Origin of the sequence: Microbacterium schleiferi (genome assembly GCF_015565955.1) — a bacterium.
Classification (GTDB): Bacteria; Actinomycetota; Actinomycetes; order Actinomycetales; family Microbacteriaceae; genus Microbacterium; species Microbacterium schleiferi_A.
In genome coordinates this window covers 2,456,458-2,480,154 of record NZ_CP064760.1, presented here as the reverse complement: position 1 = coordinate 2,480,154, position 23,697 = coordinate 2,456,458, and the positions used below count along the sequence as shown (strand labels likewise).

At 67.5% G+C, this 23,697-nt stretch carries 23 protein-coding genes and 1 pseudogene; 13 read left to right on the top strand and 11 right to left on the bottom strand.

What is annotated here, in order from left to right:
• Nucleotides 1-8 precede the first annotated feature (8 nt).
• On the bottom strand, nucleotides 9-830 hold the full coding sequence (locus IT882_RS12020) for a class I SAM-dependent methyltransferase (RefSeq protein WP_195692051.1): 822 nt from the start codon (nucleotides 828-830) through the stop codon (nucleotides 9-11).
• A gap of 94 nt (nucleotides 831-924) precedes the next feature.
• Between IT882_RS12020 and IT882_RS12015 the strand changes: the two genes are divergently transcribed.
• Nucleotides 925-1,674 (top strand): phosphoglyceromutase, encoded by a 750-nt coding sequence (locus tag IT882_RS12015; RefSeq protein WP_195692050.1) that lies wholly within the window; start codon nucleotides 925-927, stop codon nucleotides 1,672-1,674.
• Nucleotides 1,675-1,745: 71 nt separating this feature from the next.
• On the opposite strand, the gene phoU is transcribed toward IT882_RS12015, so the two are convergent.
• On the bottom strand, nucleotides 1,746-2,417 hold the full coding sequence (gene phoU, locus IT882_RS12010) for a phosphate signaling complex protein PhoU (protein ID WP_195692049.1): 672 nt from the start codon (nucleotides 2,415-2,417) through the stop codon (nucleotides 1,746-1,748).
• 166 nt (nucleotides 2,418-2,583) lie between these two features.
• On the opposite strand from phoU, the gene IT882_RS12005 reads away from it, so the two are divergent.
• Both IT882_RS12005 and IT882_RS12000 read left to right on the top strand, forming a co-directional pair.
• Nucleotides 2,584-3,888, top strand: a complete 1,305-nt coding sequence (locus tag IT882_RS12005) for a sensor histidine kinase (RefSeq protein WP_195692048.1) — start codon at nucleotides 2,584-2,586, stop codon at nucleotides 3,886-3,888.
• Complete coding sequence (locus IT882_RS12000) at nucleotides 3,885-4,568, top strand: response regulator transcription factor (protein ID WP_195692047.1); 684 nt, start codon at nucleotides 3,885-3,887, stop codon at nucleotides 4,566-4,568. The genes IT882_RS12005 and IT882_RS12000 overlap by 4 nt, the downstream gene beginning before the upstream one ends.
• 77 nt (nucleotides 4,569-4,645) lie before the next feature.
• Here IT882_RS12000 and IT882_RS11995 read toward each other — a convergent pair whose 3' ends face one another.
• Nucleotides 4,646-5,110, bottom strand: coding sequence for a DNA modification methylase (locus IT882_RS11995; RefSeq protein WP_195692046.1), 465 nt, complete (start codon nucleotides 5,108-5,110; stop codon nucleotides 4,646-4,648).
• A gap of 167 nt (nucleotides 5,111-5,277) precedes the next feature.
• On the opposite strand from IT882_RS11995, the gene IT882_RS11990 reads away from it, so the two are divergent.
• Together IT882_RS11990 and ispD are read left to right on the top strand one after the other, a co-directional pair.
• Nucleotides 5,278-5,760: a CarD family transcriptional regulator gene (locus IT882_RS11990; protein WP_195692045.1), complete on the top strand. Its 483-nt coding sequence runs from the start codon at nucleotides 5,278-5,280 to the stop codon at nucleotides 5,758-5,760.
• A 4-nt stretch (nucleotides 5,761-5,764) separates the two neighbouring features.
• Nucleotides 5,765-6,994 (top strand): 2-C-methyl-D-erythritol 4-phosphate cytidylyltransferase, encoded by a 1,230-nt coding sequence (gene ispD / locus IT882_RS11985; RefSeq protein WP_195692044.1) that lies wholly within the window; start codon nucleotides 5,765-5,767, stop codon nucleotides 6,992-6,994.
• Between the two features lie 16 nt (nucleotides 6,995-7,010).
• On the opposite strand, the gene IT882_RS11980 is transcribed toward ispD, so the two are convergent.
• A complete protein-coding gene (locus IT882_RS11980) occupies nucleotides 7,011-7,484 on the bottom strand; it encodes a GNAT family N-acetyltransferase (RefSeq protein ID WP_229382100.1) in 474 nt (157 codons plus the stop codon).
• 92 nt (nucleotides 7,485-7,576) lie between these two features.
• Here IT882_RS11980 and cysS point away from each other — a divergent pair.
• Together cysS and rlmB are read left to right on the top strand one after the other, a co-directional pair.
• Nucleotides 7,577-9,009, top strand: a pseudogene (cysS, locus tag IT882_RS11975) (cysteine--tRNA ligase).
• Nucleotides 9,006-10,001 carry a 23S rRNA (guanosine(2251)-2'-O)-methyltransferase RlmB gene (rlmB, locus tag IT882_RS11970; protein ID WP_195692043.1) on the top strand — a complete coding sequence of 332 codons (996 nt, stop codon included), beginning with the start codon at nucleotides 9,006-9,008 and terminating at the stop codon, nucleotides 9,999-10,001. The pseudogene cysS and the gene rlmB overlap by 4 nt, the downstream one beginning before the upstream one ends.
• A 129-nt stretch (nucleotides 10,002-10,130) precedes the next feature.
• Here rlmB and IT882_RS11965 read toward each other — a convergent pair whose 3' ends face one another.
• The 3 genes from IT882_RS11965 to IT882_RS11955 all read right to left on the bottom strand — a co-directional run bounded on the left by IT882_RS11965 (nucleotide 10,131) and on the right by IT882_RS11955 (nucleotide 13,906).
• Complete coding sequence (locus IT882_RS11965; protein WP_195692042.1) at nucleotides 10,131-11,561, bottom strand: amidohydrolase family protein; 1,431 nt, start codon at nucleotides 11,559-11,561, stop codon at nucleotides 10,131-10,133.
• A 69-nt stretch (nucleotides 11,562-11,630) separates the two neighbouring features.
• Entirely contained in the window at nucleotides 11,631-12,527 is an 897-nt protein-coding gene (locus IT882_RS11960) for an NAD(P)-dependent oxidoreductase (RefSeq protein WP_195692041.1), read from the bottom strand.
• Nucleotides 12,524-13,906, bottom strand: coding sequence for a M24 family metallopeptidase (locus IT882_RS11955; protein ID WP_195692040.1), 1,383 nt, complete (start codon nucleotides 13,904-13,906; stop codon nucleotides 12,524-12,526). Before IT882_RS11955 ends, IT882_RS11960 begins: the two co-directional genes overlap by 4 nt.
• A 115-nt stretch (nucleotides 13,907-14,021) precedes the next feature.
• On the opposite strand from IT882_RS11955, the gene IT882_RS11950 reads away from it, so the two are divergent.
• Nucleotides 14,022-14,723, top strand: coding sequence for an SDR family NAD(P)-dependent oxidoreductase (locus IT882_RS11950; RefSeq protein WP_229382099.1), 702 nt, complete (start codon nucleotides 14,022-14,024; stop codon nucleotides 14,721-14,723).
• Nucleotides 14,724-14,815: 92 nt separating this feature from the next.
• On the top strand, nucleotides 14,816-15,502 hold the full coding sequence (locus tag IT882_RS11945; RefSeq protein WP_195692039.1) for a helix-turn-helix domain-containing protein: 687 nt from the start codon (nucleotides 14,816-14,818) through the stop codon (nucleotides 15,500-15,502).
• 35 nt (nucleotides 15,503-15,537) lie between these two features.
• On the opposite strand, the gene IT882_RS11940 is transcribed toward IT882_RS11945, so the two are convergent.
• Nucleotides 15,538-16,599: a zinc-dependent alcohol dehydrogenase gene (locus tag IT882_RS11940; protein ID WP_195692038.1), complete on the bottom strand. Its 1,062-nt coding sequence runs from the start codon at nucleotides 16,597-16,599 to the stop codon at nucleotides 15,538-15,540.
• A 5-nt stretch (nucleotides 16,600-16,604) separates the two neighbouring features.
• A complete protein-coding gene (locus IT882_RS11935) occupies nucleotides 16,605-16,916 on the bottom strand; it encodes a Dabb family protein (protein ID WP_195692037.1) in 312 nt (103 codons plus the stop codon).
• A gap of 138 nt (nucleotides 16,917-17,054) precedes the next feature.
• On the opposite strand from IT882_RS11935, the gene IT882_RS11930 reads away from it, so the two are divergent.
• Nucleotides 17,055-18,080: a ketopantoate reductase family protein gene (locus IT882_RS11930; protein WP_195692036.1), complete on the top strand. Its 1,026-nt coding sequence runs from the start codon at nucleotides 17,055-17,057 to the stop codon at nucleotides 18,078-18,080.
• 28 nt (nucleotides 18,081-18,108) lie between these two features.
• Here the strand turns inward: IT882_RS11930 and IT882_RS11925 are convergent, their stop codons facing one another.
• The gene (locus tag IT882_RS11925; RefSeq protein ID WP_195692035.1) at nucleotides 18,109-18,810 is read right to left on the bottom strand and encodes a GntR family transcriptional regulator; all 702 of its coding nucleotides are present in this window, start codon (nucleotides 18,808-18,810) and stop codon (nucleotides 18,109-18,111) included.
• Nucleotides 18,807-19,349 (bottom strand): VOC family protein, encoded by a 543-nt coding sequence (locus IT882_RS11920; protein WP_229382098.1) that lies wholly within the window; start codon nucleotides 19,347-19,349, stop codon nucleotides 18,807-18,809. Before IT882_RS11920 ends, IT882_RS11925 begins: the two co-directional genes overlap by 4 nt.
• 147 nt (nucleotides 19,350-19,496) lie before the next feature.
• Here IT882_RS11920 and IT882_RS11915 point away from each other — a divergent pair, with 147 nt between their 5' ends.
• From IT882_RS11915 to IT882_RS11905, 3 genes are all read left to right on the top strand, one after another.
• A complete protein-coding gene (locus IT882_RS11915) occupies nucleotides 19,497-21,671 on the top strand; it encodes an alpha-ketoacid dehydrogenase subunit alpha/beta (protein WP_195692034.1) in 2,175 nt (724 codons plus the stop codon).
• Nucleotides 21,668-22,951 (top strand): dihydrolipoamide acetyltransferase family protein, encoded by a 1,284-nt coding sequence (locus tag IT882_RS11910; protein WP_229382097.1) that lies wholly within the window; start codon nucleotides 21,668-21,670, stop codon nucleotides 22,949-22,951. Before IT882_RS11915 ends, IT882_RS11910 begins: the two co-directional genes overlap by 4 nt.
• A gap of 105 nt (nucleotides 22,952-23,056) precedes the next feature.
• A complete protein-coding gene (locus IT882_RS11905) occupies nucleotides 23,057-23,695 on the top strand; it encodes an NAD(P)-dependent oxidoreductase (RefSeq protein ID WP_195692033.1) in 639 nt (212 codons plus the stop codon).
• Nucleotides 23,696-23,697 lie beyond the last annotated feature (2 nt).

The following is a 23,697-nucleotide window of genomic DNA, read 5'->3' as shown; positions in this document are numbered from 1 at the left end:
GGCGCGTGTCAGCGCGGAGCGACCGAGGCCCACGGGATGGTCACCTCGCCCAGCCGCCACCGATGGCGGCCCGCCAACGGCCAGCCGGCATCCTGCATGGCCTGGAGGCTCGCGCGCCAGCGCTGCACGGGCGAGAACGTCGCCAGCGGCGCCGACCGCTCCCACTCCCGCGTCAGGTCGACAAGGAAGGCGTGAATCCTCTCACCGGGCACATTGCGGTGGATGAGCGCCTTCGGAAGGCGTTCGGCGGCGATCGCCGGGGAGTCGAGCCCCGCCAGGCGCAGCGACACCGTGAGAGAGCGGGGCACGGCATCCGCTCCGACGGCGACCCAGGTCATGACGCGTCCGATCTCATCGCACGTGCCTTCGACGAGCAGGCCGTCGGGAGTGAGGCGCCCGGCCATGCGCGCCCAGGCCTCCTCGACCTCGGCCTCGTCATACTGGCGCAGCACGTTCAGTGCCCGGATGACGGTGGGGCGCCGGGGCGCGGGAATCTCGAACCCGCCCAGCTCGAACGAGACGTGCGTGTCCGGGTCGAATCCCGTGAGACCCGCGCGGACCGCCCGCAGCTGCTCACGGGCGCGCGCGACCCGCTCCGGATCGATCTCGAGTCCCAGCACCTCGATGTCGGGCCGGACTGGCAGCAGGCGCGCCGCCAGTTCGAAGGTGGTCACGCCCGTTGCGCCGTATCCGAGATCGACGACGAGGGGATCCGTGGCGTGACGCAGCACGGGATGCCGCGCGATCCAGCGGTCCACGCGTCGCAACCTGTTCGTCCCCGTGGTGCCACGCGTGGGTCGTCCGGCAGGCGCGGAACGAGGGGGGGACACGCCCCCATGATGCCAGCAGGCCGGGTGCGCCGGCGCGGCTTTCACGGCCCGCCCCGCCCTGTTGGTGTCATCGCACCCGGATATCATGAAGGCCATGACCGAGCCATACACGTTGATCCTTCTCCGACACGGCCAGAGCGAATGGAACGAGCTCAATCTCTTCACCGGATGGGTCGATGTGCGGCTCACCGAGCAGGGGCAGGCTGAGGCCCGCCGGGGCGGCGAGTTGATGGCCGCGCAGGGCATCCTCCCCGACGTGCTGCACACCTCTCTGCTGAGCCGTGCCATCCAGACGGCCAACATCGCCCTGGATGCCGCCGACCGCCTCTGGATCCCGGTCAAGCGCACCTGGCGGCTCAACGAGCGTCACTACGGCGCCCTGCAGGGTAAGGACAAGGCGCAGACCCTCGAAGAGTTCGGGCCGGAGCAGTTCATGCTGTGGCGCCGTTCGTTCGATGTGCCGCCGCCGCCGCTGGATGACGACAGCGAGTACAGCCAGGTGCACGATCCGCGCTATGCCGGAATCGACGGCGACGTTCCCCGCACCGAGTCGCTCAAGCTCGTCATCGACCGCATGATGCCCTACTGGGAAAGCGATATCGCCGCTGACCTCCGCGCTGGCAAGACAGTGCTGGTGACCGCGCACGGCAACTCGCTGCGCGGACTCGTGAAGCACCTCGACGGCATCAGCGACGCCGACATCGCCGAGTTGAACATCCCGACCGGCATCCCGCTGGTCTACAAGCTCGACGAGAACCTCGTTCCCCTCGGCCCCGGTGAGTACCTCGACCCGGATGCCGCTGCCGCCGGTGCTGCTGCTGTGGCCGCGCAGGGCAAGAAGTAAGCCCGGGTCCCCAGCAACGACAAGAGCGGATGCCTCACACGAGGCATCCGCTCTTGTCCTGTCGTGTGGTGTTACTCGCCGATCGCTGACCCGTCCGAGGCGTAGAACTCGCCGCCTTCTGCCAGGTACTGGACTTTCTTGGCAACCGAGACCGCGTGGTCGACGAAGCGCTCGTGGTAGCGGCTCGCGAGGGTGGCATCCACCGTCTGTGCGGGCTCGCCGGACCAGCTGTCGCTGAGAACCTTCTCGAAGACGCTGACGTGCAGGTCATCGACCTGGTTGTCGATGTCGCGGATCTGGTCGGCGATGGCGAGGTCCTCGGTGCGCAGCAGCTCGGTCAGCTTGCGCGCTGCTTCGACATCGAGTTCGCCCATGCGCCCGAACGTCGACTTCAAGCCCGAGGGAATGGCACGCTCGGGGAACCGCAGCCGCGTGAGTTGAGCGATGTGCTCGGCGATATCGCCCATGCGCTCGAGTGATGCGCTCACGCGAAGGGCCATGACGACGATCCGCAGATCGCGGGCAACGGGCTGCTGGCGGGCCATGATCTCGATGGCGATCTCGTCAAGCTCGTGCGCCTTGTCATCGATCTCGGCGTCAGCCGCAATGACCTCTTCGGCGAGGGCGATATCGCTGGCCTTGAACGCCGTCGTAGCCTTCTCGATAGCGGTGGTGACCATCCCGGAGATCTCGACGAGACGGTTCTGCACATCTTCGAGCGACTGGTGGAAGACTTCGCGCATTCCGACTCCCTTTCGTGTGTTGTCGCCCGACAGGTGCCAGACGACCCGGTGATTCTCGCCACCGAAGGTTAACGGACGGTGCCGCCCTGGTGAATAGTGACGCGCCCGAGGCGGGGCGCCAGCACCCCCGCGAGGCCACCGGCCGGGCCGCCCGTACGCTGTTCCCATGCAACCTGCGCAGATCGCCCTGCTCGGCATGCTGGTGGGGCTGCTCATCGGTGCGGGCCTCGCGACCCTGATCCTATGGGCGCTGCGCGCTCGTGAGCGCGCCGAGTACGGTGCGGGCATGGACGTCCCCGAGGGAGCGCGGGTGGTGCTCCAGGGCCTCGACGATCCCGCCGTTGTCATCGATTCATCCGGCGTCATCATCGCGGCGTCAGCATCCGCAGCCCCCTTCGATCTGAGCGAGGGGCTCATGCTGCCGACCCCCGAGTTGCGGGGTGTCGCGCGCCGGGTCAGTGATGCCGAGGCTGCGTCCAACGCGACGTTCCGCATCCGCCGCGGCACGGGGCCGGGGGAGTTGCGCCTGGTCACGGTGCGGGCCACGCCACTGACGGCTCGGCTCATGCTCCTGGTGCTGCGCGATATCACCGAGAAGGAACGGGTGGAACAGATGCGGCGTGACTTCGTGTCCAACACGAGTCACGAGCTCAAGACGCCGGTCGGTGCGGTGAGTCTGCTGGCGGAGGCGATCGAGTCGGCCTCCGACGACCCTGCCCAGGTTCGTGTTTTCGCCGCCCGGCTCTCGGCTGAGGCGACGCGGCTGGCGACCCTCACCTCGCGCATCATGAACCTCTCACGCCTCCAGGCTGCCGATGAGCTCAACGACGAACGGGATGCCTCGATCGACGAGATCATCACGTCGGCGGTGGAGGCCCATGCTGTGCAGGCCGACTCCGCCGGGGTGCAACTCGTGCGCGGCGGCACCCGGGGGTTGTTCGTCCGCGGCGACGCGCAGGTCCTGAGCGAGGCTGTCGGCAACCTCATCGCCAACGCGATCGCTTACTCCCCGAAGGGCTCGAGCGTCGGGATCGGCGTCAAGGCCGCCGAGGGGGTCGTGGAGATCGCCGTGACCGACCGGGGGATCGGGATCTCGGAAGAGGATCAGGACCGCGTCTTCGAACGGTTCTACCGCGCCGATCAAGCCCGATCGCGGCGGACTGGGGGGACGGGCCTGGGGCTCGCGATCGTCAAGCATGCTGTCCAGCGCCACGGCGGTGATGTTCGTCTCTGGTCGCGCGAGGGTCGCGGCTCGACGTTCACCATCCGGCTTCCCGTGATCGAGTCCCCGCTCGATGAGCCGGCCCGCAAGCGTGCTCGCAAGGACAAAAAGATCAAGAAGAAGCAGAAGAAGCTGCAGACCCCGGATGCTGCGCTGACCACTCGCAGCGCCGCCGCTGCGCTGAACGGGACCGCTGCGCCGGAGAGAACCGATGCCGCGATCCGAGAACATAAGGGAGAAACCGCATGACTCGCGTCCTACTCGTTGAGGACGAGCCCGACCTCGCCGACCCGCTCGCCTACCTGCTTCGCCGCGAGGGCTACGAGGTCGAGATCGCGGAGGACGGGCCCACCGCTCTGGCGTCGTTCCGTGAACTCGGCGCCGATATCGTCTTGCTCGATCTCATGCTTCCGGGGATGCCCGGGACCGAAGTGTGCCGACAGTTGCGCGCATCATCCACGGTTCCGATCATCATGCTCACGGCCAAGGACTCCGAGGTCGATATCGTCGTCGGTCTCGAACTGGGCGCTGACGACTACGTCACCAAGCCCTACTCGGCGCGCGAGCTCCTCGCGCGGATGCGCGCCGTGCTGCGCCGGCTCTCGACCGCCGAAGCCGACCTCGACGACCGGGTCCTCGAGGGAGGGCGGGTCACTCTCGACATCGACCGGCACACGGTCGCGGTCGACGGCAGCGAGATCAGCATGCCGCTGAAGGAATTCGAGCTGCTCGAGGTGCTCATGCGCAACGCGGGGCGCGTGCTGACCCGGGGCCAGCTCATCGACCGCGTGTGGGGCACCGACTACTTCGGCGACACGAAGACGCTCGACGTGCACATCAAGCGCATCCGGTCACGGATCGAGAAGAACCCGAGCGAGCCGGCGATGCTCGTGACGGTGCGTGGGCTCGGCTACCGCTTCGAGTCCTGACGCGCGTCGGCATCCGGAAACGACATCGGCCCCGCGCTCGAGAGAGGCGGGGCCGATGTGATGGCTTTGGGAAAGACTCAGGGCACGAACGGCGCGAGATATTCGAGTTCGCCGCCGAGGACCGGCACCGAGACGACCGAGGTGACGCCGTCGCCCGACTGGAAGGATGCCGAGAGCACGGCACCGGGGTCGGTGTCGAGCCCGCGAATGAGGATGGGGTCAGCGTTCTCGCCGAGGCTCTTGACGGTTCCTGCCGGGACGATGACCTGCTCGGCGACGCCATCGGCGAAGTCGATGTGCACGACGTAGGTCTCGGTCGTGTTGTTGATGAATGCGGCGAGGAAGTTGCCCTCGGTGCCTTCGTCGTTGGCAACGATGACCGTGTTGCGAATCTGCACCGGACCCGACTCGTCGGGAACGTTCGTGCCTTCAGCGGCTGAGTAGTCGATCGTCGTCGCGTGCGCGGAGATCAGGCTGCATCCCGACGTTCCGAGGACGAGGGCTGCGCCCACAACGAGCGACGCGATGAGGCGCGATTTCACGGATCCTCCTTGAGCGGATGACGGCTTCACGTTGCATTCTACGGGGTTGCGACCCCTCGGCTTACGTCTCGCTGAAGCTGCCTGCCACCCGTGCGGGGGAGTGGGTGGCGAACTCTAGCGTATGACCCCTGTGGTATTCTGGAGTTTGCCGAAAGGAACATAACTCCATGCTTTTTGAGGTTGGCGAGACGGTTGTCTACCCGCACCACGGGGCCGCAACAATCATCGAGGTCAAGGAACGCGTCATCAAGGGCGAGACCAAGAAGTACTTGAAACTCAACGTCACTCAAGGCGATCTGATCATCGAGGTCCCGGCTGAGAACGTCGATCTGGTCGGCGTCCGTGATGTGATCGGCAAGGACGGTCTCGAGCGCGTCTTCGACGTACTGCGCGCACCGTTCACCGAGGAGCCCACGAACTGGTCCCGCCGCTACAAGGCGAACCTCGAGAAGCTCGCGTCGGGCGATGTCATCAAGGTGAGCGAGGTCGTTCGCGACCTGTGGCGCCGTGACCAGGACCGCGGCCTGTCGGCCGGAGAGAAGCGCATGCTGGCCAAGGCCAAGCAGATCCTCATCTCCGAGCTGGCGCTCGCCGAGAAGACCGACGAAGAGAAGGCCAGCGTCCTGCTCGACGAGGTTCTCGCCTCCTGAGCGGATGCTGCCGCGCGGTAGCGTGGCATCCGTGAGCATCGTCCCGGTTCCGCGCGTCGCGGTCATCGTTGTCGCAGCAGGATCGGGTACCCGGCTCGATGCCGGAGTCCCCAAGGCCTTCGTGGGTCTCGATGAGCACACCATCCTGCGCCATGCTCTCCGCGGCGTTTTCGCTGCGCCATCGATGCAGGTCATCGTCGTCGCGCCTGCGGGTCGCGAGGGCGACGCTCTGACGGATGCCGAGGAGGCTGCGGGGGATCGGCGAGACCTCGTATCCGTCGTCACCGGTGGATCCAGCAGGCAGGCATCCGTGGCGGCAGGCCTAGCCGCGCTCTGGGGCGATATCCAGTACGTGCTCGTGCATGATGCGGCGCGGGCACTCACCCCGCCCGATGTTTTCGCGCGCGTGATCGCCGAGCTCGAAGCCGGCGCGGCGGGGGTGGTCCCGGTCATGCCCGTCGTCGACACGATCCGGCAGATGGACGGGGAGGCGATCGTCGGCGTCGTCGACAGGTCGACCCTGAGCGCCGCGCAGACGCCGCAGGGCTTTCCCCGAGGCATTCTGGAGCGCGCATACGCCGCCGCAGACCGGGAGCACACGGACGACGCCGCCGTTGTCGCCGCGGCAGGGCACGCGATCACCACCGTGGCCGGGGACGCGATCGGGTTCAAGATCACGACTCCCGCCGATCTCGACCGCGCGCGAGCCCTCGTGGCTCCCGTCCCCCCGTTCTCGGCACCGGCGGCGGACGCTGTCCTGGCGCCGCGCGTCGGCATCGGCACCGATGTCCATGCGTTCGGGGGAGAGGGCTCGCTGTGGCTCGCCGGGCTCGAGTGGCCGGGTGAGACGGCACTGTCGGGGCACTCCGACGGCGATGCCGTGGCACACGCGATCGTCGACGCACTGTTGTCGGCGGCCGGCCTGGGAGACATCGGCACGCACTTCGGCACCGAACGTCCCGAGTACGACGGAGCCCACGCTGATGCCTTCCTTGGCAGAACGCTCGCGCTTCTCGGGGAGGCCGGCTTCCGCGTCGGAAACGTCTCGGTGCAGGTCCAAGCTCGACGGCCCCGGTTCGCGGTGCGGCGCGCTGAGGCCGAGGCGGTGCTCTCGCAGGCGCTCGGCGGTGCCCCCGTGTCGGTCTCGGCGACGACGACCGACGGGCTGGGCTTCACGGGCACGGGGGAGGGTGTCGCAGCCTTCGCCGTGGCACTCGTCCTCCCGCAGCGCTAGCTCGCCCCGTCTGTTGCTACAGTCTCGTGGTCATGAAGACGGAGTACGGGTCGAACACGTAGCTGCCGAACGGTTCGCACTGGGTGAAGCCGGCGGACTCGTAGAGTCGCTGGGCTGGCAGAAACTCCGCCGTCGCACCGGTTTCGAGCCACAGCGCCGACATGCCGCAGCTGCGGGCCTCGGCGATCAGGTGCTCGAGCATTGCGCGTCCGACGCCCGTTCCACGGTGAGCGTCGGCGACACGCATCGACTTGAGCTCGCCGTTGTCAGCGTCGAGCTGAGCCAGCGCGCCCACGCCCGCCAGCTCGCCCGCGAGCCACGCCGACCACACGCGAACCGACGGCTGCTCGAGCCCGCTGAGATCGAGCGCGTGGCAGCTCTCCTCGGGCGAGATCGCGCGCATGTCGGACAGGTGCGCGGTGATCAGCGCGCGCGTGGGTGCGCCGCTCAGGTCGTCGGGGCGGATCTCAAGCACGGAGGCGGAAGACACGTATCCGTTCTACCTCAGATCCGGCCCGCGCCCGGCGCTATGACCGCCGCCTCGACCGCGGATTCTCAGACCCCCGCCGGTAGGCTGGAACGATGACGGATGCGGTGACGACTGTGGGTGGGGGAACCCTGCAGCTCTACGACACCCGCGCTCAGCAGTTGCGCGTGTTCACACCGCTGGATCCTCGAAACGTCACCGTCTACGTGTGCGGCCCCACGGTGCAGTCCGGGCCCCACATCGGGCACCTCCGCGGCGCTCTCGCGTTCGACATCCTGCGGCGCTGGCTGACCCACCGCTACGGTCGTGTGACGTTCGTGCGCAACGTCACCGACATCGACGACAAGGTGCTCGCCAACGCCACCGACACCGACCCGTGGTGGGCATTGGCCTACCGTGTCGAGCACGAGTTCGCCGAAGCCTATGCCGCGATCGGCATCCTGCCGCCGACCTATGAGCCGCGGGCGACCGGCTCGATCCCGCAGATGATCGCGCTCATCGACCAGCTGATCCGCGCCGGTCACGCCTATGCCGCCGAGCGCGGAACGGATGCCGAGGGCGACGTGTACTTCGACGTGCGGTCGTGGGCGGCGTACGGCGAGCTGACTCGGCAGTCGATCGATGATATGTCTCCGGCGGCCGATGCCGACCCTCGGGGCAAGCGCGACGTCCGCGATTTCGCACTCTGGAAGGGCGCGAAACCCGATGAGCCCACGGACGCCACGTGGGACTCGCCGTGGGGCCCCGGCCGCCCCGGGTGGCACATCGAGTGCTCCGCGATGGCTCGCCGCTACCTGGGGGCGGACTTCGACATCCACGGCGGTGGGCTGGATCTGCGCTTTCCGCATCACGAGAACGAACTCGCCCAATCCGGCGCGGCCGGTGATGGATTCGCCCGCTACTGGGTGCACAACGGCCTCGTCACGGTCGAGGGACAGAAGATGTCGAAGTCGCTCGGCAATGTCGTGCTCGCCCGCGATGTCCTCGACGAGCGCGACCCCCTCGTCGTGCGCTACGCGCTCGCCGCTGCCCACTACCGATCGAACCTCGATCTGTCGGGCAAGTCGTTCGACGAGGCCGAGGCAGCGCTGGACCGCATTCGCACGTTCCTCGAGCGCGCCGCCCGTCACGGGGGTTCGCCGATCCCCTCGGAGCCGACGCGGACTTTGCCGCGGCGATGGATGACGACCTCGGGGTTCCGCAGGCCCTCGCTGTCATCCACGAACGCGTTCGAGAAGGCAACACCGCCCTCGACGCCGGAGACACCGAGACGGCACGCGCCGTGGCTGGGCAGGTCACCGCGCTGACCGGCATCCTCGGACTGAACCCCCTCGACCCGCAGTGGACGCCGGCGTCCGGCGCGGCGATGCCCGCGCTGGATGCCCTCGTGACCGAACTCATCACCCAGCGCGCCCGCGCGCGCGCCGACAAAGACTGGGCAGCGGCGGACCGCATCCGTGACGCGATCGCCGCTGCCGGGGTCGCCCTCGAAGACGGCCCCGACGGAACGCATTGGAGCATCTCATGAGCAAGCCAGGGCGCCCCGGCGCACGCAAGTCCACGAAGAAGGGCGCGACCAAGGGGTCGGGCGGCCAGAGACGAAAGTCGCTGGAGGGCAAGGGTCCGACGCCGAAGGCGGAGGACCGTAGCTGGCACGTCGCCGGCAAGCGCAAGGCAGCTCAGGAGCGCTATGTCGCTGCCGGTGGAACGGGCCGAGCCGGCCAGCGGATCGCGGGATCGAGCTCGAGCCGCGGCGGGCGCCCGAAGCAGAACGATGACACCGAGACGGTCACGGGCCGCAACTCGGTCCTCGAGGCGCTGCGCGCTCGCATCCCCGCCACCGCGTTCTACATCGCGCAGCGCGTGGAGATGGATGACCGCGTCAAAGAGATGCTCTCCATCGCCTCCCACCGGAACATCCCGGTGCTCGAGGTCACCCGGCCCGAGCTCGACCGGATGGCAGGATTCGACGGCGTGCACCAGGGTGTCGCGCTCAAGGTGCCGCCCTACGAGTATGCGCATCCGCAGGATCTGCTCGAGAGTGTGATCGAGGCTGGCCAGCTGCCGCTGCTTGTCGCGCTGGATGGTGTCACCGATCCACGAAACCTCGGCGCCATCATCCGTTCGACCGCAGCATTCGGCGGCCAGGGCATCATCATCCCGCAGCGCCGCTCGGCCGGAGTCAATTCGGCAGCGTGGAAGACGTCGGCCGGTGCCGCCGCCCGGGTTCCGGTGGCCATCGCTCCGAACCTGACGACCACGCTCAAGGAGTTCAAGAAGCAGGGAGTGTTCGTGCTCGGCCTCGACGGCGATGGTGACGTGTCGCTGCCCGAGCTGGAGCTTGCCGATCGCCCCGTCGTGATCGTCGTCGGATCAGAGGGCAAGGGTCTCTCGCGCCTCGTGACGGAGACGTGCGACCAGATCGTGTCGATCCCCATCTCGGCGGCGACCGAGTCGCTGAACGCGGGAATCGCGGCATCCGTCGCGCTGTATCAGGTTGCGACACTGCGCGCCGGCTGACAAACCGCCACCACTGATACGCACTGACAAACCAATAAGCACTCACAAACCAATAAGCACTCACAAACACTGACGGTGTCGGACCCGCGGGGCCGACACCGTCAGTGTTCTGCGGGATACGAGCCCGTGTCAGTCCTTCTTGTACTGATACGGGTTGTAGAGGACCTCGGCTTCGGGAATCTCCGGGAACTGCCCCGCGACCCAGTCGTCCCCCACTTCGCGTTCGAGGTACGAGACGGTGTCTTCGAGCTTCGTCTTCACGCCCGGTAGGTCACCGGCCACAAGCACGCCCTCGGACTTGACGATCTCGCCGCCGACCAGGACCGTGTGCACGTCTCCACGCTGGGCCTGGTAGACGATCTGACCCCAGGGGTTGATCAGGGGAGCCCACGTCGCCGAGTTCTTGTTCTTGAGCAGCACGACATCGCCGAGCTTGCCCTTCTCGAGAGACCCGATGAGGTGGTCCTTGCCGATCGCCATCGCGCCGCCGCGGGTTGCCATGTGCACGACCTCCTCGGCGCGAAGCTTGACATGGGTCACCGTCTCGGCCGGCTCCAGCTGGTGCGCGACGTAGTGCTCGAGGGCACGATCCGCGTTCACGGTGGCCCGCATCGCCGAGAACAGATCGGCGCTGAACCAGACGCTGGTGTCCACCGACAGCGACGCGGGGATGCCGTAGCGACGCAGCTGGTGGACGGGAGGGTAGCCCTGGCCGCAGGTGTCTTCGGACTCCGTGGCGAGCGAGACGTTGCCGCCCGTGGCCGCGATCTTCTGATACGAATCCGCCGAGAGCGAGGCGGCGTGCACGTATGTGTAGCCCTCCTTCATCACGCCTGCGTCGTACGCGTTCCGGATGCCCCAATCGTTGGTTGCACCCCAGACGCCGGCGTGGGTCGTGACCGGCAGCCCGAGTTCCTCCGCCACGCGGTAGGCGGCCAGCTCGGGGAAGGCATCGTCCTGGTTCGGCACGTCGAAGGCGATCTGCGTCCCGAACATCCGGGAGTCGTCCCGCGAGCGAACCAGCAGGTCCTGGATCGCGGGATCGGCAGTCCACTCCCAGGGAGACCCGGCGAGGTTTCCGTACGCGAGGACGAAACGGCCCGGTGAGGTCGCGAGGGCTTCGTAGGCGGCTTCACCGTGTTCGACAGTGCGCAGGCCGTGTGACCAATCGACGCTCGTCGTGACGCCCGATTCGATCGCGTCCAGCGCCGAGATCAGGTTTCCGGCCGCGACATCCTGGGGGCGGAACTTCGCCCCGTGCTGAAGGTAGTACCAGACGAAGTACTGAGTGAGGGTCCAGTCGGCACCGTACGCGCGCATCGCGGTCTGCCACATGTGACGGTGGGTGTCCACCATCCCGGGCATGACGATGCCGCCCTTCGCGTCGATCTCGAACGTGCCGTCCGGGACGGCGAGGCTCTCTCCCACCTCGGCGATCTTGCCGTCGACGACGAGGACATCCCCGTTCGGCAAAACAGTGTGGGCATCGTCCATCGTGATGACGATGCCGTTCCGGAACACGACAGGCTGTCCGGGTTGGGGCAGCGGGCTCTCGGGCATTGACGCTCATCCTCCTTGATTTGCGGTCGGTGCTCCCAATAAAGCACTACTGAACAGCCTTGTCCAGTATCACTTTTCGGGTGGTCTGCGCTCCGTGGTCGGGATGCCCCGCCGACTCACCTCGGCGATGGCGCTCCAGTCGAGGTCCTTCAGGTCGTCATCGGCCAGGGCAGCTTCGAAGACGGCAGTGAGGGCGGGAAGGGTCGCCGGCGCGACCCCGACGGAGCGCGCAACCTGCTCGGCAAGGTCGAGGTCCTTCCGCCCCAGGGCGATGTGAAACCCCGGGGGTGTGTAGCGTTGCGTGGCGATGATCTCGCCGTAGCCCTCATAGGCGACGCCGCCGAAGAGAGTACTTGAGAGCAGCTCGGTGAAGGTCTCGGCCGGGACCCCGAGTCGCTCGGTCATGGCAACCGACTCGCCGATCGCCTGCATCGCGTGGATGATGTTGTAGTTCACCGCCGCCTTGACCGCATTCGCGACGCTCGGCTGCTCGCCCAGCACCCACACACGCTTTCCCATGGCGTCCAGGTAGGGCCGAACGATTGCCGTGGCATCCGGGTCACCCGCCGCGAGGATGTTGAGCTGACCGTCCGCGGCTACCGCCGGACGCCCCAGCACCGGCGCGGCCAGGTAGGTGCCTCCCGCCGCACTGACCTGAGCGGCCAGCGCCTGCGCCAGGTCGGGACTGATGGAGGCCATCGCGACATGGATGCCTCCCGCGAGCGTGCTGATCCGCGCCGGCGTCATGACCGCGCTCATCGCCTCGTCGTTGGCCAGCATCGAGAAGGAGACCTCGCACGACAGGGCGTCTTCCGGGCTTTCCGCGGCGACCGCGCCGTTCGCGACAGCCGCCGCGACGGCCTCGGGAGACCGGTTCCAGACGCGAACCTCATGCCCGGCGTCCACGAGGCGGCCCGCCATGGCCGAGCCCATGGAACCGAGCCCGAGGAAGCCGATGGTACTCACGCTTCGCCGCGTCCCCAGATGGTGTTGCGGTGGGACTGGGAGTCGCGGTTGAGGTTCAGCGGCCCATCGATCGTGTAGTAGCGGCGTCCGGCCACGATGAGCTCTTCGGCCGGGAACTTCGTGATGACCTCGCATCCGTCAGCGGTCACGACGACCTCCTCCTCGATGCGCGCCGCCCCCCATCCGTCGGCAGCCGGCCAATAGGTCTCCAGCGCGAAGACCATGCCCTCTTCGAGAACCTCCGGATGATCGAACGACGTCAGCCGCGAGAAGATCGGCTTCTCCCAGATCGAGAGCCCCACGCCATGACCGTACTGCAGCGCGAATGCGGCCATCTCATCCGGGAACCCGAACTCTTCGGCGCGTGGCCACACGGCCGCGATGTCTGCCGTCGTCGCCCCGGGGCGCACAAGCGCGATCGCCCGATCCATGTACTCGCGAGCGCGAGTGTAGGCATCCTTCTGGGCCTGACTTGCCGAGCCCACGGCGAAGGTGCGGTAGTAGCACGTGCGGTAGCCGTTGAAGCTGTGCAGGATGTCGAAGAACGCGGGATCTCCCGGGCGGATCAGCCGGTCGCTGAACACGTGCGGATGCGGAGAGCAGCGCTCGCCGGAGATCGCGTTGACGCCCTCGACATACTCGGATCCCAGGTCGTAGAGCGTCTTGGCGACAACTCCCACCGCCTCGTTCTCGCGAACGCCGGGGCGCAGGAAACGGTACAACTCCTCGTACGCGGCATCCACCATGCTGGCCGCCTGGGTGAGAAGCCGGATCTCGTCGGAGGTCTTGATGCGCCTCGCCTCCATGAATACCTGCTGCCCATCCACCACCTCGATCCCCTCGCGCTGGAGGGCGATCAGTACGGGCATCTCGATCACGTCGACCCCGAGAGGTTCGTTGGCGAGGCCGAACTTCTCGAGTTCGCGCTTCACCTTCCGCGCGACGTCGCCGGCGAGGTCCGCATCCGGGGGAAAAGCGCCGCGAAGAGTCGAGATGCCGGCACGAGCACCGCTTTCGAGTCGCGGTCGCTTCGCGCCCTCGTGGGGGGAGTGAGGATCGGCATCCGCTTCGGCGGAGGTGACATCGAGCCACGGGTTGTAGAGGGCGTGGTGCTTGGCAGCTGAGCCGAAGTCCCACACGATGGGGTCGGTCTTCCGCGTGAGCAGTGCGAAGCGGATGAGCTTGTCCATCGCCCAGGTGCCGATGTGGGTTCCGCTCATGTAGCGGATGTTGGAGAAGTCGAAGGCGAGCACAGCTCCCAGGTCGGATCGCTCCAGTTCGGCGTGCAGCCGAGCGAGCCGAGCGTCGCGGAGGCGCTCGAAGTCGACGCGCTGCTCCCAGTCGACCGCTGCCGTGCCCGTCGTCCCCGTGCTCTTCATCGAAGCTCCCTCAGTCCCTGGCGTGCTTGACATCGACCCGTGGGTCGAGTTCACTCAAGTAAAGCTCTACTGGACACCGATGTCCAGTTGCACTTCGTCCTCGTAGGGAGAGACCGTGAGCGAACGGACCATCGTCGTTGTCGGCGGAACATCGGGTATCGGACTGGAGATCGCGAGGGATTGCCTGCAACGGGGGGATCGGGTCGTCATCACGGGCCGCGATCTCGAACGCACGCAGGAGATCGCGCGTGGTCTCGGCGACGGCGCGAGCGGCGTCGCGCTGGATATCTCGGAACCCCACACGATCGCCGACCAGCTCACCGACATCGGTCGCGTGGACGGCCTCGTCCTGGCGGCTATCGAGCGCGATGCGAACTCGATCCGCGACTACGACATCGACCGAGCCATCCGTCTGGTCACGCTCAAGCTCGTGGGCTACGCGGCCACGATCCGGGCGCTGCTGGATCGCATGGACCCCACTGTCGAGACCGGGATCGTCCTGTTCGGAGGGCGGGCCAAGGACCTGCCCTACCCGGGATCGACGACGGTGTCCTCGATCAACGGCGGTGTCACGGGGCTCATCAACACCCTCGCGCTCGAGCTCGCACCGATTCGCGTCAATGCGATCCATCCCGGGATCATCGGTGACAGCCCCTTCTGGGCATCCAAGCCCGAGGGCGTCTTGGAGCAGTACGAGCGGCACACGCCGGGGGCAAACTCGCGACGATGGCTGACGTCGTGGATGCCACCCAATTCCTCCTCCGCAACCGCGGTGTCTCGGCGGTCAACCTGCCCGTCGACCGGGGAACGGTGCTGATGTAGCTCGCGGCGCTCCGAGGTGGTGCGGCCGTCCTGCCCTAGAATGAGCGGACGTTCGCGGCCGAGGAGTGGCTGCACTGGTGGGAGATCATGACCGAGGGCCTGGGAGCAAAGCTCCGTGAGGTGCGAACCGCGAAGGGCATGAGCCTTCGATCGCTCGCGCAAGCGCTGGGCGTTTCTGCATCACTGATCTCGCAGGTCGAGATCGGCAAGACGCAGCCGTCGGTGTCGACGCTGTTCGCCATGGCGAACCACCTCGGTGTCTCGCTGGACGAGCTGGTCGGCAACGTCCCGACGGCAGGACCGTCTCCCGTCGCGCCTGCGCCCGCCGCCACGGATGCCTCGACAGTGCGCCGCGCGGCTGAATACCCCGTCATCGAGATGGAGAACGGCGTCCGCTGGGAGAAGCTCGCGAGCGTTCCCGGTGGGCCGGCCGATGCCCTCCTCGTGACGTACCAGCCCGGCGCGAGCAGTTCCATCGAAGATCGGCTGATGCGCCACGCGGGAGTCGAGTACGCGTACCTGCTGGAGGGCGAACTCACGCTGCAGTTGGACTTCGACACCTACGTCCTGCATCCGGGTGACTCGCTCAGCTTCGATTCGATGCGCCCGCACCTGTTCGTCAACCACACCGACCAGGTCGCGCGCGGTGTCTGGTTCGTCTTCGGACGACGGCCCCAGAACGAAACGATGCCGCCGGCGCCGGTCTCGATCGCGCACTCGGCCGCACCGTCGTCGGCCGTGGACGTGCTGCGGGCGATGGAGAGGCTGCCCTGAGCGCTGCGGCATCCTGAACCGGCCCGCGCGGAACGTCAGGACGGTGTGTGCCCGTGCGCTGCCGGTCGGCGTGATCTGATCCACGGGTCGATCAGGGTCTTGACCTGCCCGGGTGCGCCGCTGAGCAGCGGCTGGAGCGCCCCGTCGACGACCTCGTCCAGGGGCAGGACCTCGGCGGCAAGATCCGACCAGTCAGCTCGAGTCGCGAGCAGGCGCACAGCCTCGGGGATGTCGTCGCGATAGACGTGCGCGACGGTTCCGACGATCGTGTACTCCCGGAGGGTCCACGAGCCCAGCGGCAGGGACGGCTCGCCGCGCTGGATGCCGACGGGAACGATCGTTGCTCCCGGACTCGCAGCCTCGAGGACCGACCCGAGCCCGGGCGCTGATCCCGAGACCTCGAAGAACACATCCGGCACCACACCGCGCTCCGCGAGAGCCGCGTGAAGGCTCTGGTCACCCGCTTGTACAGTGTCTGCCGCGCCCAGGGCGCGCGCCAGCTCGAGGCGCTCAGCGTTCAGGTCTGTCACGATCACCCGCGCTCCGGTGGCCGCGGCAGCGTAGGTGATGAAGGCGCCGATGCCGCCGACGCCGACGACGACGGCATCCTGCCCCGGCTGCAAGCCCGAGCGGCGGACTGCGTGCACCGCGATCGCCATGGGCTGTGCGAGGCCGAGCGTGTCGAGGGTGAGTCCGTTGGCGGACACATCCCACACGATGGCGGCGGGGCAGACGACGTATCCCGCGAGTCCGCCATCGTGGTGGAAGCCGATGGTCGTGTACGACGTGCACAGGTTGGTGCGTCCGGCACGGCACATCTTGCACTCACCGCACGAGACTCCCGCACCGCACACGACCGTCGCGCCGGCGGTGAGGTCGGTGACGCCCGGACCGACCTGTTCGATGACGCCGGCAAACTCGTGACCGAGCGTGACAGGGGGCTGCGCAAGGACGAGCCCTCGCCCGAACTCCGTGGCATCCGAGCCGCACACCCCGCAGACACCGACTCTGATGAGGACTTCCCCCGGCCCGGGAGCGGGGACCGGCACGTCCTCGACGCGCAGGTCGTGAACCTCGTGAAGCACTGCGGCGCGCATGGCGCTCACCTGAGCTCACCCGCGCTCAGGGGGAGCTGGGCGGCGGCGCGTTCGGCGAGCATGTCTCCCATGAGGTCGGCGTACACCTGTGCGTGCGCGGGGTGATCAAGGTAGGTGTGCAGCCCCGCCTCATCGTCGACGACCGCGGCTACCGCATAGTCCATTCCGCCGGGACGGAGATGCAGATTGGGGCCCGCGACATACGAGCGCAGCTCGGGGATCTGTGCAGCCATCGCTGTCAGGGCCGTTGTCAGTCGGGCGACATCGTCATCGGTGACGCCGTCGGCCCACCGAAAGGATGCGAGGTGGAGGATCATGCTGTCCGCTCTCTGCGCTGATAGTGTCCAGTGATAGTGAACAGTACCAGCCTCAGGGTGGGTATTCGAGACGTCAAGGGCGCAAATGTACGCCTCTGCTGTATCGTGCGAGTGTTCCGGCGGACGGGAAGGTCAACGATGACGAGAATCGCGGTTCTGGGCGCTGGCGCCAACGGTTCGTCGATCGGTGCCGACCTGATCGACGCGGGCGAGGACGTCACGCTCATCGAGCAGTGGCCGGCCCACGTCGAACGGATGAGATCCGAGGGTTTGCGGATCATCAGCCCCGAGGGCGAGCTCCATGTGCGGCCTGACGTTCGGCACTTCTGTCAGGTGGCAGAGCTACGCGGGCGCTTCGATGTGGTTCTGATGCTCGTGAAGGCCTACGACGCCCCGTGGGCGAGTCGGCTCATCGAGCCGTACCTCGCCGAGGACGGCATCCTCGTCGGTGTTCAAAACGGGATGACGGCCGGAGTCATCGCCGATGCGGTGGGCCAGGCCCGCACCCTCGGCTGCGTCATCGAGTGCTCCGCGACGATGACCGATCCGGGCGTCGTGCATCGGCACACACCGGTGGCCCGATCGTGGTTTGCCGTCGGGACGATGGCGGGTGGTCCGCTGGGCCGCATCCCGGAGCTGCGTCGGATCCTCAGCCTGTCGGGTACCGTCGCGGAGTTCGACGACATCCTCGCGGCGAAGTGGATGAAGCTCGTAAGCAACAGCACCCTGCTGGTCACCTCGGCGATCCTGGGCTTGCCGATGCTCGAGGCGTTGCACATGCCGGGATTCCGGCAGGTCATGATCGCCGCGGGCAACGAAGCCCTGAGCGTGGGCGCGGCAGAAGGCCACGCTGTGCTGCCCATCTTCGGGTTGAGCGAGCAGGAGATCAGCGACCCCGAGCAGGTGGTCGACATCATGACCGACAAGCTCTTCGCGAGTTTCGTCGTCCCGGGTGCAACCACGACGGTTCTGCAGGACTGGCAGAAGGGTCGCCGGAGCGAGGCCGACGACCTCAACGGTCATGTCGTCGCGCGCGGTGCCGCTCACGGCATCCCCACCCCCGTCAACGCCCGGGTGGTCGCGCTGGCGCACCGCATCGAGGCGGGAGAGATGCTGCCGGCGGCTGAGCACCTTGCCGCGCTGCGCGAACCTCTCGGGCACTGACGCGAGCCCGCGGATTCGATCTCAGCACCTACCGCGGGTCGGTGCTGAGAGCGAAGATCTCGGGGGTGCGGGCGAGCTGACGGCGCGTACGGCGGATGTGGCCACCGAGCACGCGTTCAGCTTCTTCGGTGTCACGATCGCGCAGAGCCGCCACGATGAGGTGGTGCTCTTCATGGGCAATGCGGCGCGCTTCGGGGGACCAGGAGGCGACGTAGCTGCGCCGATACGGCGCCGTCACGTTCCACAGCCGCACGACGAGGTCCGTGAGGTGCGTGGTCTCTGCCGCCGCATAGCTCGCGTGATGAAAAGCCGCGTCGAGGTCGAGGAAGGCTCCGGTGTCGTCGCCGGTGTCGCTGATGCGGTCGGCGAGGGCGGCGAGGGCACCGATCGCGTCATCGGACAGGGCAGGAGCGCTGTAGGACAGAAGCAACGGTTCGAGGCGCTCCCGCATTCGGTAGATCTCCTCGCACTCGGCGAGCGTCATCGTCGAGACCCACGCGCCGGCATTGGGCACGACAGTCAGCAGCCCCTCGTACTCGAGCTGCCGGATCGCCTCCCGGACGGGAACACGACTCGCGCCGTACCGGGCAGCGAGTTCCTCCTGCAGGATGCGGCTTCCGGGCGGACGCGTGCCGTCGATGATTCCGCGACGGATGCCGTCGGCGATGCGTGCGTGGGCATCCCCGTCTCGGCTGCGCGGTCCTGCCAGTGCCGGTGGTGCAGCGGTCATCGAGCGGGGTCTTTCGGGTGCCAGAGCAGGGTCGTCGCGGTGTTCTCGTAGGCCTTGCCGTCGGGAAAGCTCACGAGCTCGAACTGCATGCCCCAGGGGCTCCGGAAGTACACCCACCGCTGGCCGGCTGAGGCTCCTGCGCTGGCGACGGGTGTGCCCATGACCTCGACGCCGTGCTGCAGCAGGGAGGCCACAGCAGCATCCATGTCGTCGACGTACAGGGCGAGGTGATGGCCCCCGATATCGCTGTTGCGCGGTTGGGGAGCTTGCCCGTCCGCGCTGTCATACGCGAACACCTCGAGGTTGGTGCCATGGCCGAGGCGGTAGAAGCGGATCTCGCTGATCTCGGTGCGCGGGTGCACGCCGAGGTGCGCGCTCATCCAGTCGTCGTCGGCCCGTTTGGCAGCCAGGGTGTACACGTGAATCGCGCCGAGGATCTCGACGAGAAACGCATGAGCCTCATCCATGTCGGGAACGGTGAATCCGATGTGGTCGAGGCCACGAACTCCGGGGAGGGCCATGAGAACCTCCTTGGTCACGGTCGCCGCCCTGATTGTATCCAGATCGAGCATCAGAGCTCAATAAGGTCGCGAATGGCGGGGAATGGGCTTGAGATTGGATGCAATCACCCGTACAGTCTCAGCAGACACAGGGTCTGAGCACGCAACGACGCGAGGATGGGCGAAATGCCGCGACGCCGACGACTGGAAACCGGCACCGATTGGGTTCAGCTGACGACGACCGCCGCCGACTGGAAGGCTGCCGATCCGGCGCTGCTGGGAACGATGCTCTCCGAGCTCCATCTCATTCGGGCCTTCGAAGAGACGGTGCTGGCGTTGGCAGCCGAAGGCCTCGTGCACGGACCTGCGCACTCCAGCATCGGTCAGGAGGGCGGCGCGGTCGGGTCGATCGTCGGCCTGCGCTCGACGGATGCCGTCAACGGCTCACACCGGGGCCACCACCAGTTCCTCGCGAAGGCCCTGACGCATGTCTCCGGGGGCGCCATCGATCCGCGCGATCCCGTCGCGCCGGAGATCCAGACTGTCTTGCAGCGGACCCTCGCAGAGATTCTGGGCCTTGCCCAGGGGTATTGCCGCGGACGCGGGGGGTCGATGCACCTGCAGTGGTTCGAGGCGGGGGCGCTCGGAACCAACGCGATCGTCGGCGGTGGCGCGCCGATGGCGACCGGGAACGCGTGGGCACAGAAGCACGCGGGCACGACCGACCTCACCGTCAACTATTTCGGTGATGGCGCGAGCCAGATCGGCTCGGTGCTGGAATCGATGAATCTCGGTTCCGCGTGGCGATTGCCCGTCTGTTTCTTCATCGAGAACAACATGTACGCCGTGTCCACGCACGTGGACGAGATCACCGCGGACACGCGGCTCTCCGTCCGCGGCCAGGGCTTTTCCATCCCGGGATGGCGGGTCGACGGGATGGACCCGCTCGCGGTCCACCTCGCGATGACCGAGGCTGCCGAACGGATGCGTGCGGGTGAGGGCGCCGCCATCATCGAGGCCGAGGTCTACCGGTACTTCCACCAGAACGGCCCTTACCCGGGGAGCGCGTTCGGATACCGCACCAAGCAGGAGGAGGCATCCTGGCGTGATCGTGATCCGCTGACGCGGGTCGCCGCCGAGATGCAGAAGCTCAACCTCATCACCGAAGACGACGTTGCCGAACTGCGGCGCCGCGCGCAGGCAGCCATGGAGTCGGCGGTCGCGGAGCTGGTCGAGGCCGACCCCGATCGCGAGGGTCGTCGCCGCATCCGCCCGCAGCTCTGGCCCGACCCGAGCTTCGCCGATGTCGGCATCCGGGGTGATGCCAGCGAACTCGCGACGCTCGCCGTTCTGGACGCACCCGCAACGCGGGAGATCACGTTCGTGGATGCCGTCGCCGAGGTGATGGCGCGCCGGATGGAGACCGATGAGCGCATCGTGGTGCTCGGCGAGGACGTCCACCGGCTGAAGGGCGGCACGAACGGCGCGACCAAGGGTTTGGCCGATCGCTTCCCCGACCGGGTCGTGGGCACGCCCATCAGCGAGAACGGGTTCTTCGGGCTTGCCGGCGGGCTGGCTCTGGACGGGCGGTTCCGGCCGGTCGTCGAGTTCATGTATCCGGACTTCATGTGGGTAGCCGCCGACCAGGTGTTCAACCAGGTCGGGAAGGCCAGGCACATGTTCGGCGGCGACAATCCCGTGCCGCTCGTGCTGCGGACGAAGGTGGCCATGGGATCCGGCTACGGATCGCAGCACCTCATGGACCCCGCGGGTCTGTTCGCGACAGCCCCCGGATGGCGGATTGTCGCGCCATCGACGGCCGCCGACTACGTGGGGTTGATGAACGCAGCCCTCGCCCTGGACGACCCGGTGCTGGTCATCGAGCACGTCGACCTGTACAACACCACCTCGACCGTCCCCGAGGGCGAGCTCGACGGCATCCTTCCTCCGGGGCATGCGGCAGTGCGACGCGAGGGCTCGGAGGTCACGATCCTGAGCTACCTGTCGATGGTCGGACACACCCTGGATGCTGTCGAGCAGACCGGCATCGATGCGGAGGTCATCGATCTCCGCTGGCTCGATCGCGCATCCCTGGATTGGACGACCATCGAGGCGAGCGTGCGAAAGACCAATGCTGTCCTCATCGTCGAGCAGGGCGCACGCGGCACCTCATATGGCGGCTGGCTCGCCGATGAGATCCAGCGCCGCCTGTTCGACTGGCTCGATCAGCCCGTCGAACGCGTCACGGGAGGCGAAGCCAGCCCGAGTATCTCGAAGGTGCTCGAGCGCGCGGCGATCGCGCGGACCGAAGAGGTCGTCGCCGGCCTGGAACGGGTGCGCGCTGCCTGGGGAGGTCGATGATGGCCACGGTCATCCGCATGCCCGAGATCGCCGCAGGCACGGGCGTGGCAGCGATCCAGTCCTGGTTGGTTGCCGTCGGCGACGAGGTCGTCGCCGGGCAACCCATCGCCGAGATCGAGACCGAGAAGGCTGTCGTCGAGTACGAGGCCGAGGACTCGGGGGTGGTCGCTGCTCTCCTGGTCAGCGAGGGAGAAGCAACGGCCGTCGGGTCCACGATTGCCGTCCTGGGCGCGCCCGGCGAGTCCGCCGACGAAGCGATCGCTGCAGCAGGTGCCCCCGCTCCTGGCGCCGCGCCCGCTGACTCGCCCGCATCGGATGACCAGCCGCGGGAAGCAGCATCGAGCGCCGTTCCGACGGCGCAGGCATCCGGGGACCCCGAGGTTAGTGCGCCGACTGCCGCCGGAGATGACGACGAAACCCCGACGGCGAGGATCTTTGCGACACCGCTCGTCCGGCGGCTTGCGCGGGAGCGTGACCTTGACCTGACGAGCATCGTCGGCACCGGGCCCAACGGGCGGATCGTGCGGCGGGACATTGAGAACCTGCAGCCGACCCCGGCCGCGCCCGAACCGACCGCCGGTGCGACCGGCGGCGATCCGGCGTACACCGACATCCCGCACACCGGCATGCGTCGTGCGATCGCTCGCCGACTCACCGAGAGCAAGGCGACGGTGCCGCACTTCTACCTCGTCGCCCACTGCCGGGTCGATGCTCTGCTGGAGCTGCGGCGCCAGATCAACGCGAGCGACGCGGTGAAGGTGTCGGTCAACGACCTCGTCGTCAAAGCCGTCGGTGCCGCGCTGCGCGACGTTCCCGACGCGAACGCCATTTGGACCGATGACGCAACGCGGCGGTTCTCATCGGTGGACATCGCGGTGGCGGTCTCCGTCGACGGCGGACTGCTCACCCCCGTCGTCCGCGGTGTCGAGCGGATGGCGCTGGGTGACCTCAGTGCGACGATCCGTGACCTTGCCGAGCGGGCACGCGCGGGGCGGATCAAACAGCGGGAACTCGAGGGCGGGTCCTTCTCGGTGTCGAACCTCGGGATGTATGGAACCACCGAGTTCTCGGCGATCCTCAACCCGCCCCACGCGGGGATTCTCGCTGTCGGTGCCGCCCAGAAGCAGCCGGTTGTGGGTGCAGACGGGTCGATCGAGGTCGCGACCATGATGACGGTGACACTGTCGGCCGATCATCGCGTGCTCGATGGCGCGCTGGCCGCGCAGTGGCTGGCAGCGTTTCAGGGCAAGATCGAGAACCCGGTGACCATCCTGATCTAGGGTGCCGCTCACCCGGGCGGTCTCGCGGCGCACCAAGATAGAAGAGCGGTTGCCGCGCCTTGTTCGGCGCACGGCCCGCTCTGCACGCATCGAGGAAGGATCACCATGGCACGCATTGCCGTACTCGGAGGTACCGGCTACGCCGGCTCGCACATCGTGAAGGAGGCTGTCGAGCGCGGCCACACCGTGGTGTCCGTGGCCCGCTCGGTTCCGACGGAGCGCGTCCACGGCGCCACCTACATCGAGGGAAGCATCCTGGACGTTCCCGGCCTCGTCGCCGAGCTGGAGGGCGTCGATGTGATCGTCTCGACGATCCCTGGTCGCGGAGACATGCTCGGCAAGGTCCGCCCCGCGATCGACCAGCTCCTGTCGGTGCTTGCCGGCGATGTGCGCATCGGCATCATCGGGGGCGCGGGCGGGAGCCTCGTCGCGCCCGGCGGTCCGCGCGTGATCGACAGCGGATTCCCCGATGAGTTCAAGCCCGAAGCGCAGGAGGCGATCGGCGTTCTCGACGACCTGCAGGCTGACACCTCGGGACGCGACTGGTTCTTCGTCCACCCCGCCGGCGGGTTCGGTGCCTGGAACCCGGGTGAGCGTACCGGTACCTACCGCACGGGCGGTGACGTCATCGTGACGGATGCCGAGGGCGAGTCGTACATTTCGGGTGCCGACCTTGCCGTCGCTGTGCTCGACGAGATCGAGAACCCGCAGCACGTGCGGCAGCGCTTCACCGTCGGGTACTGATC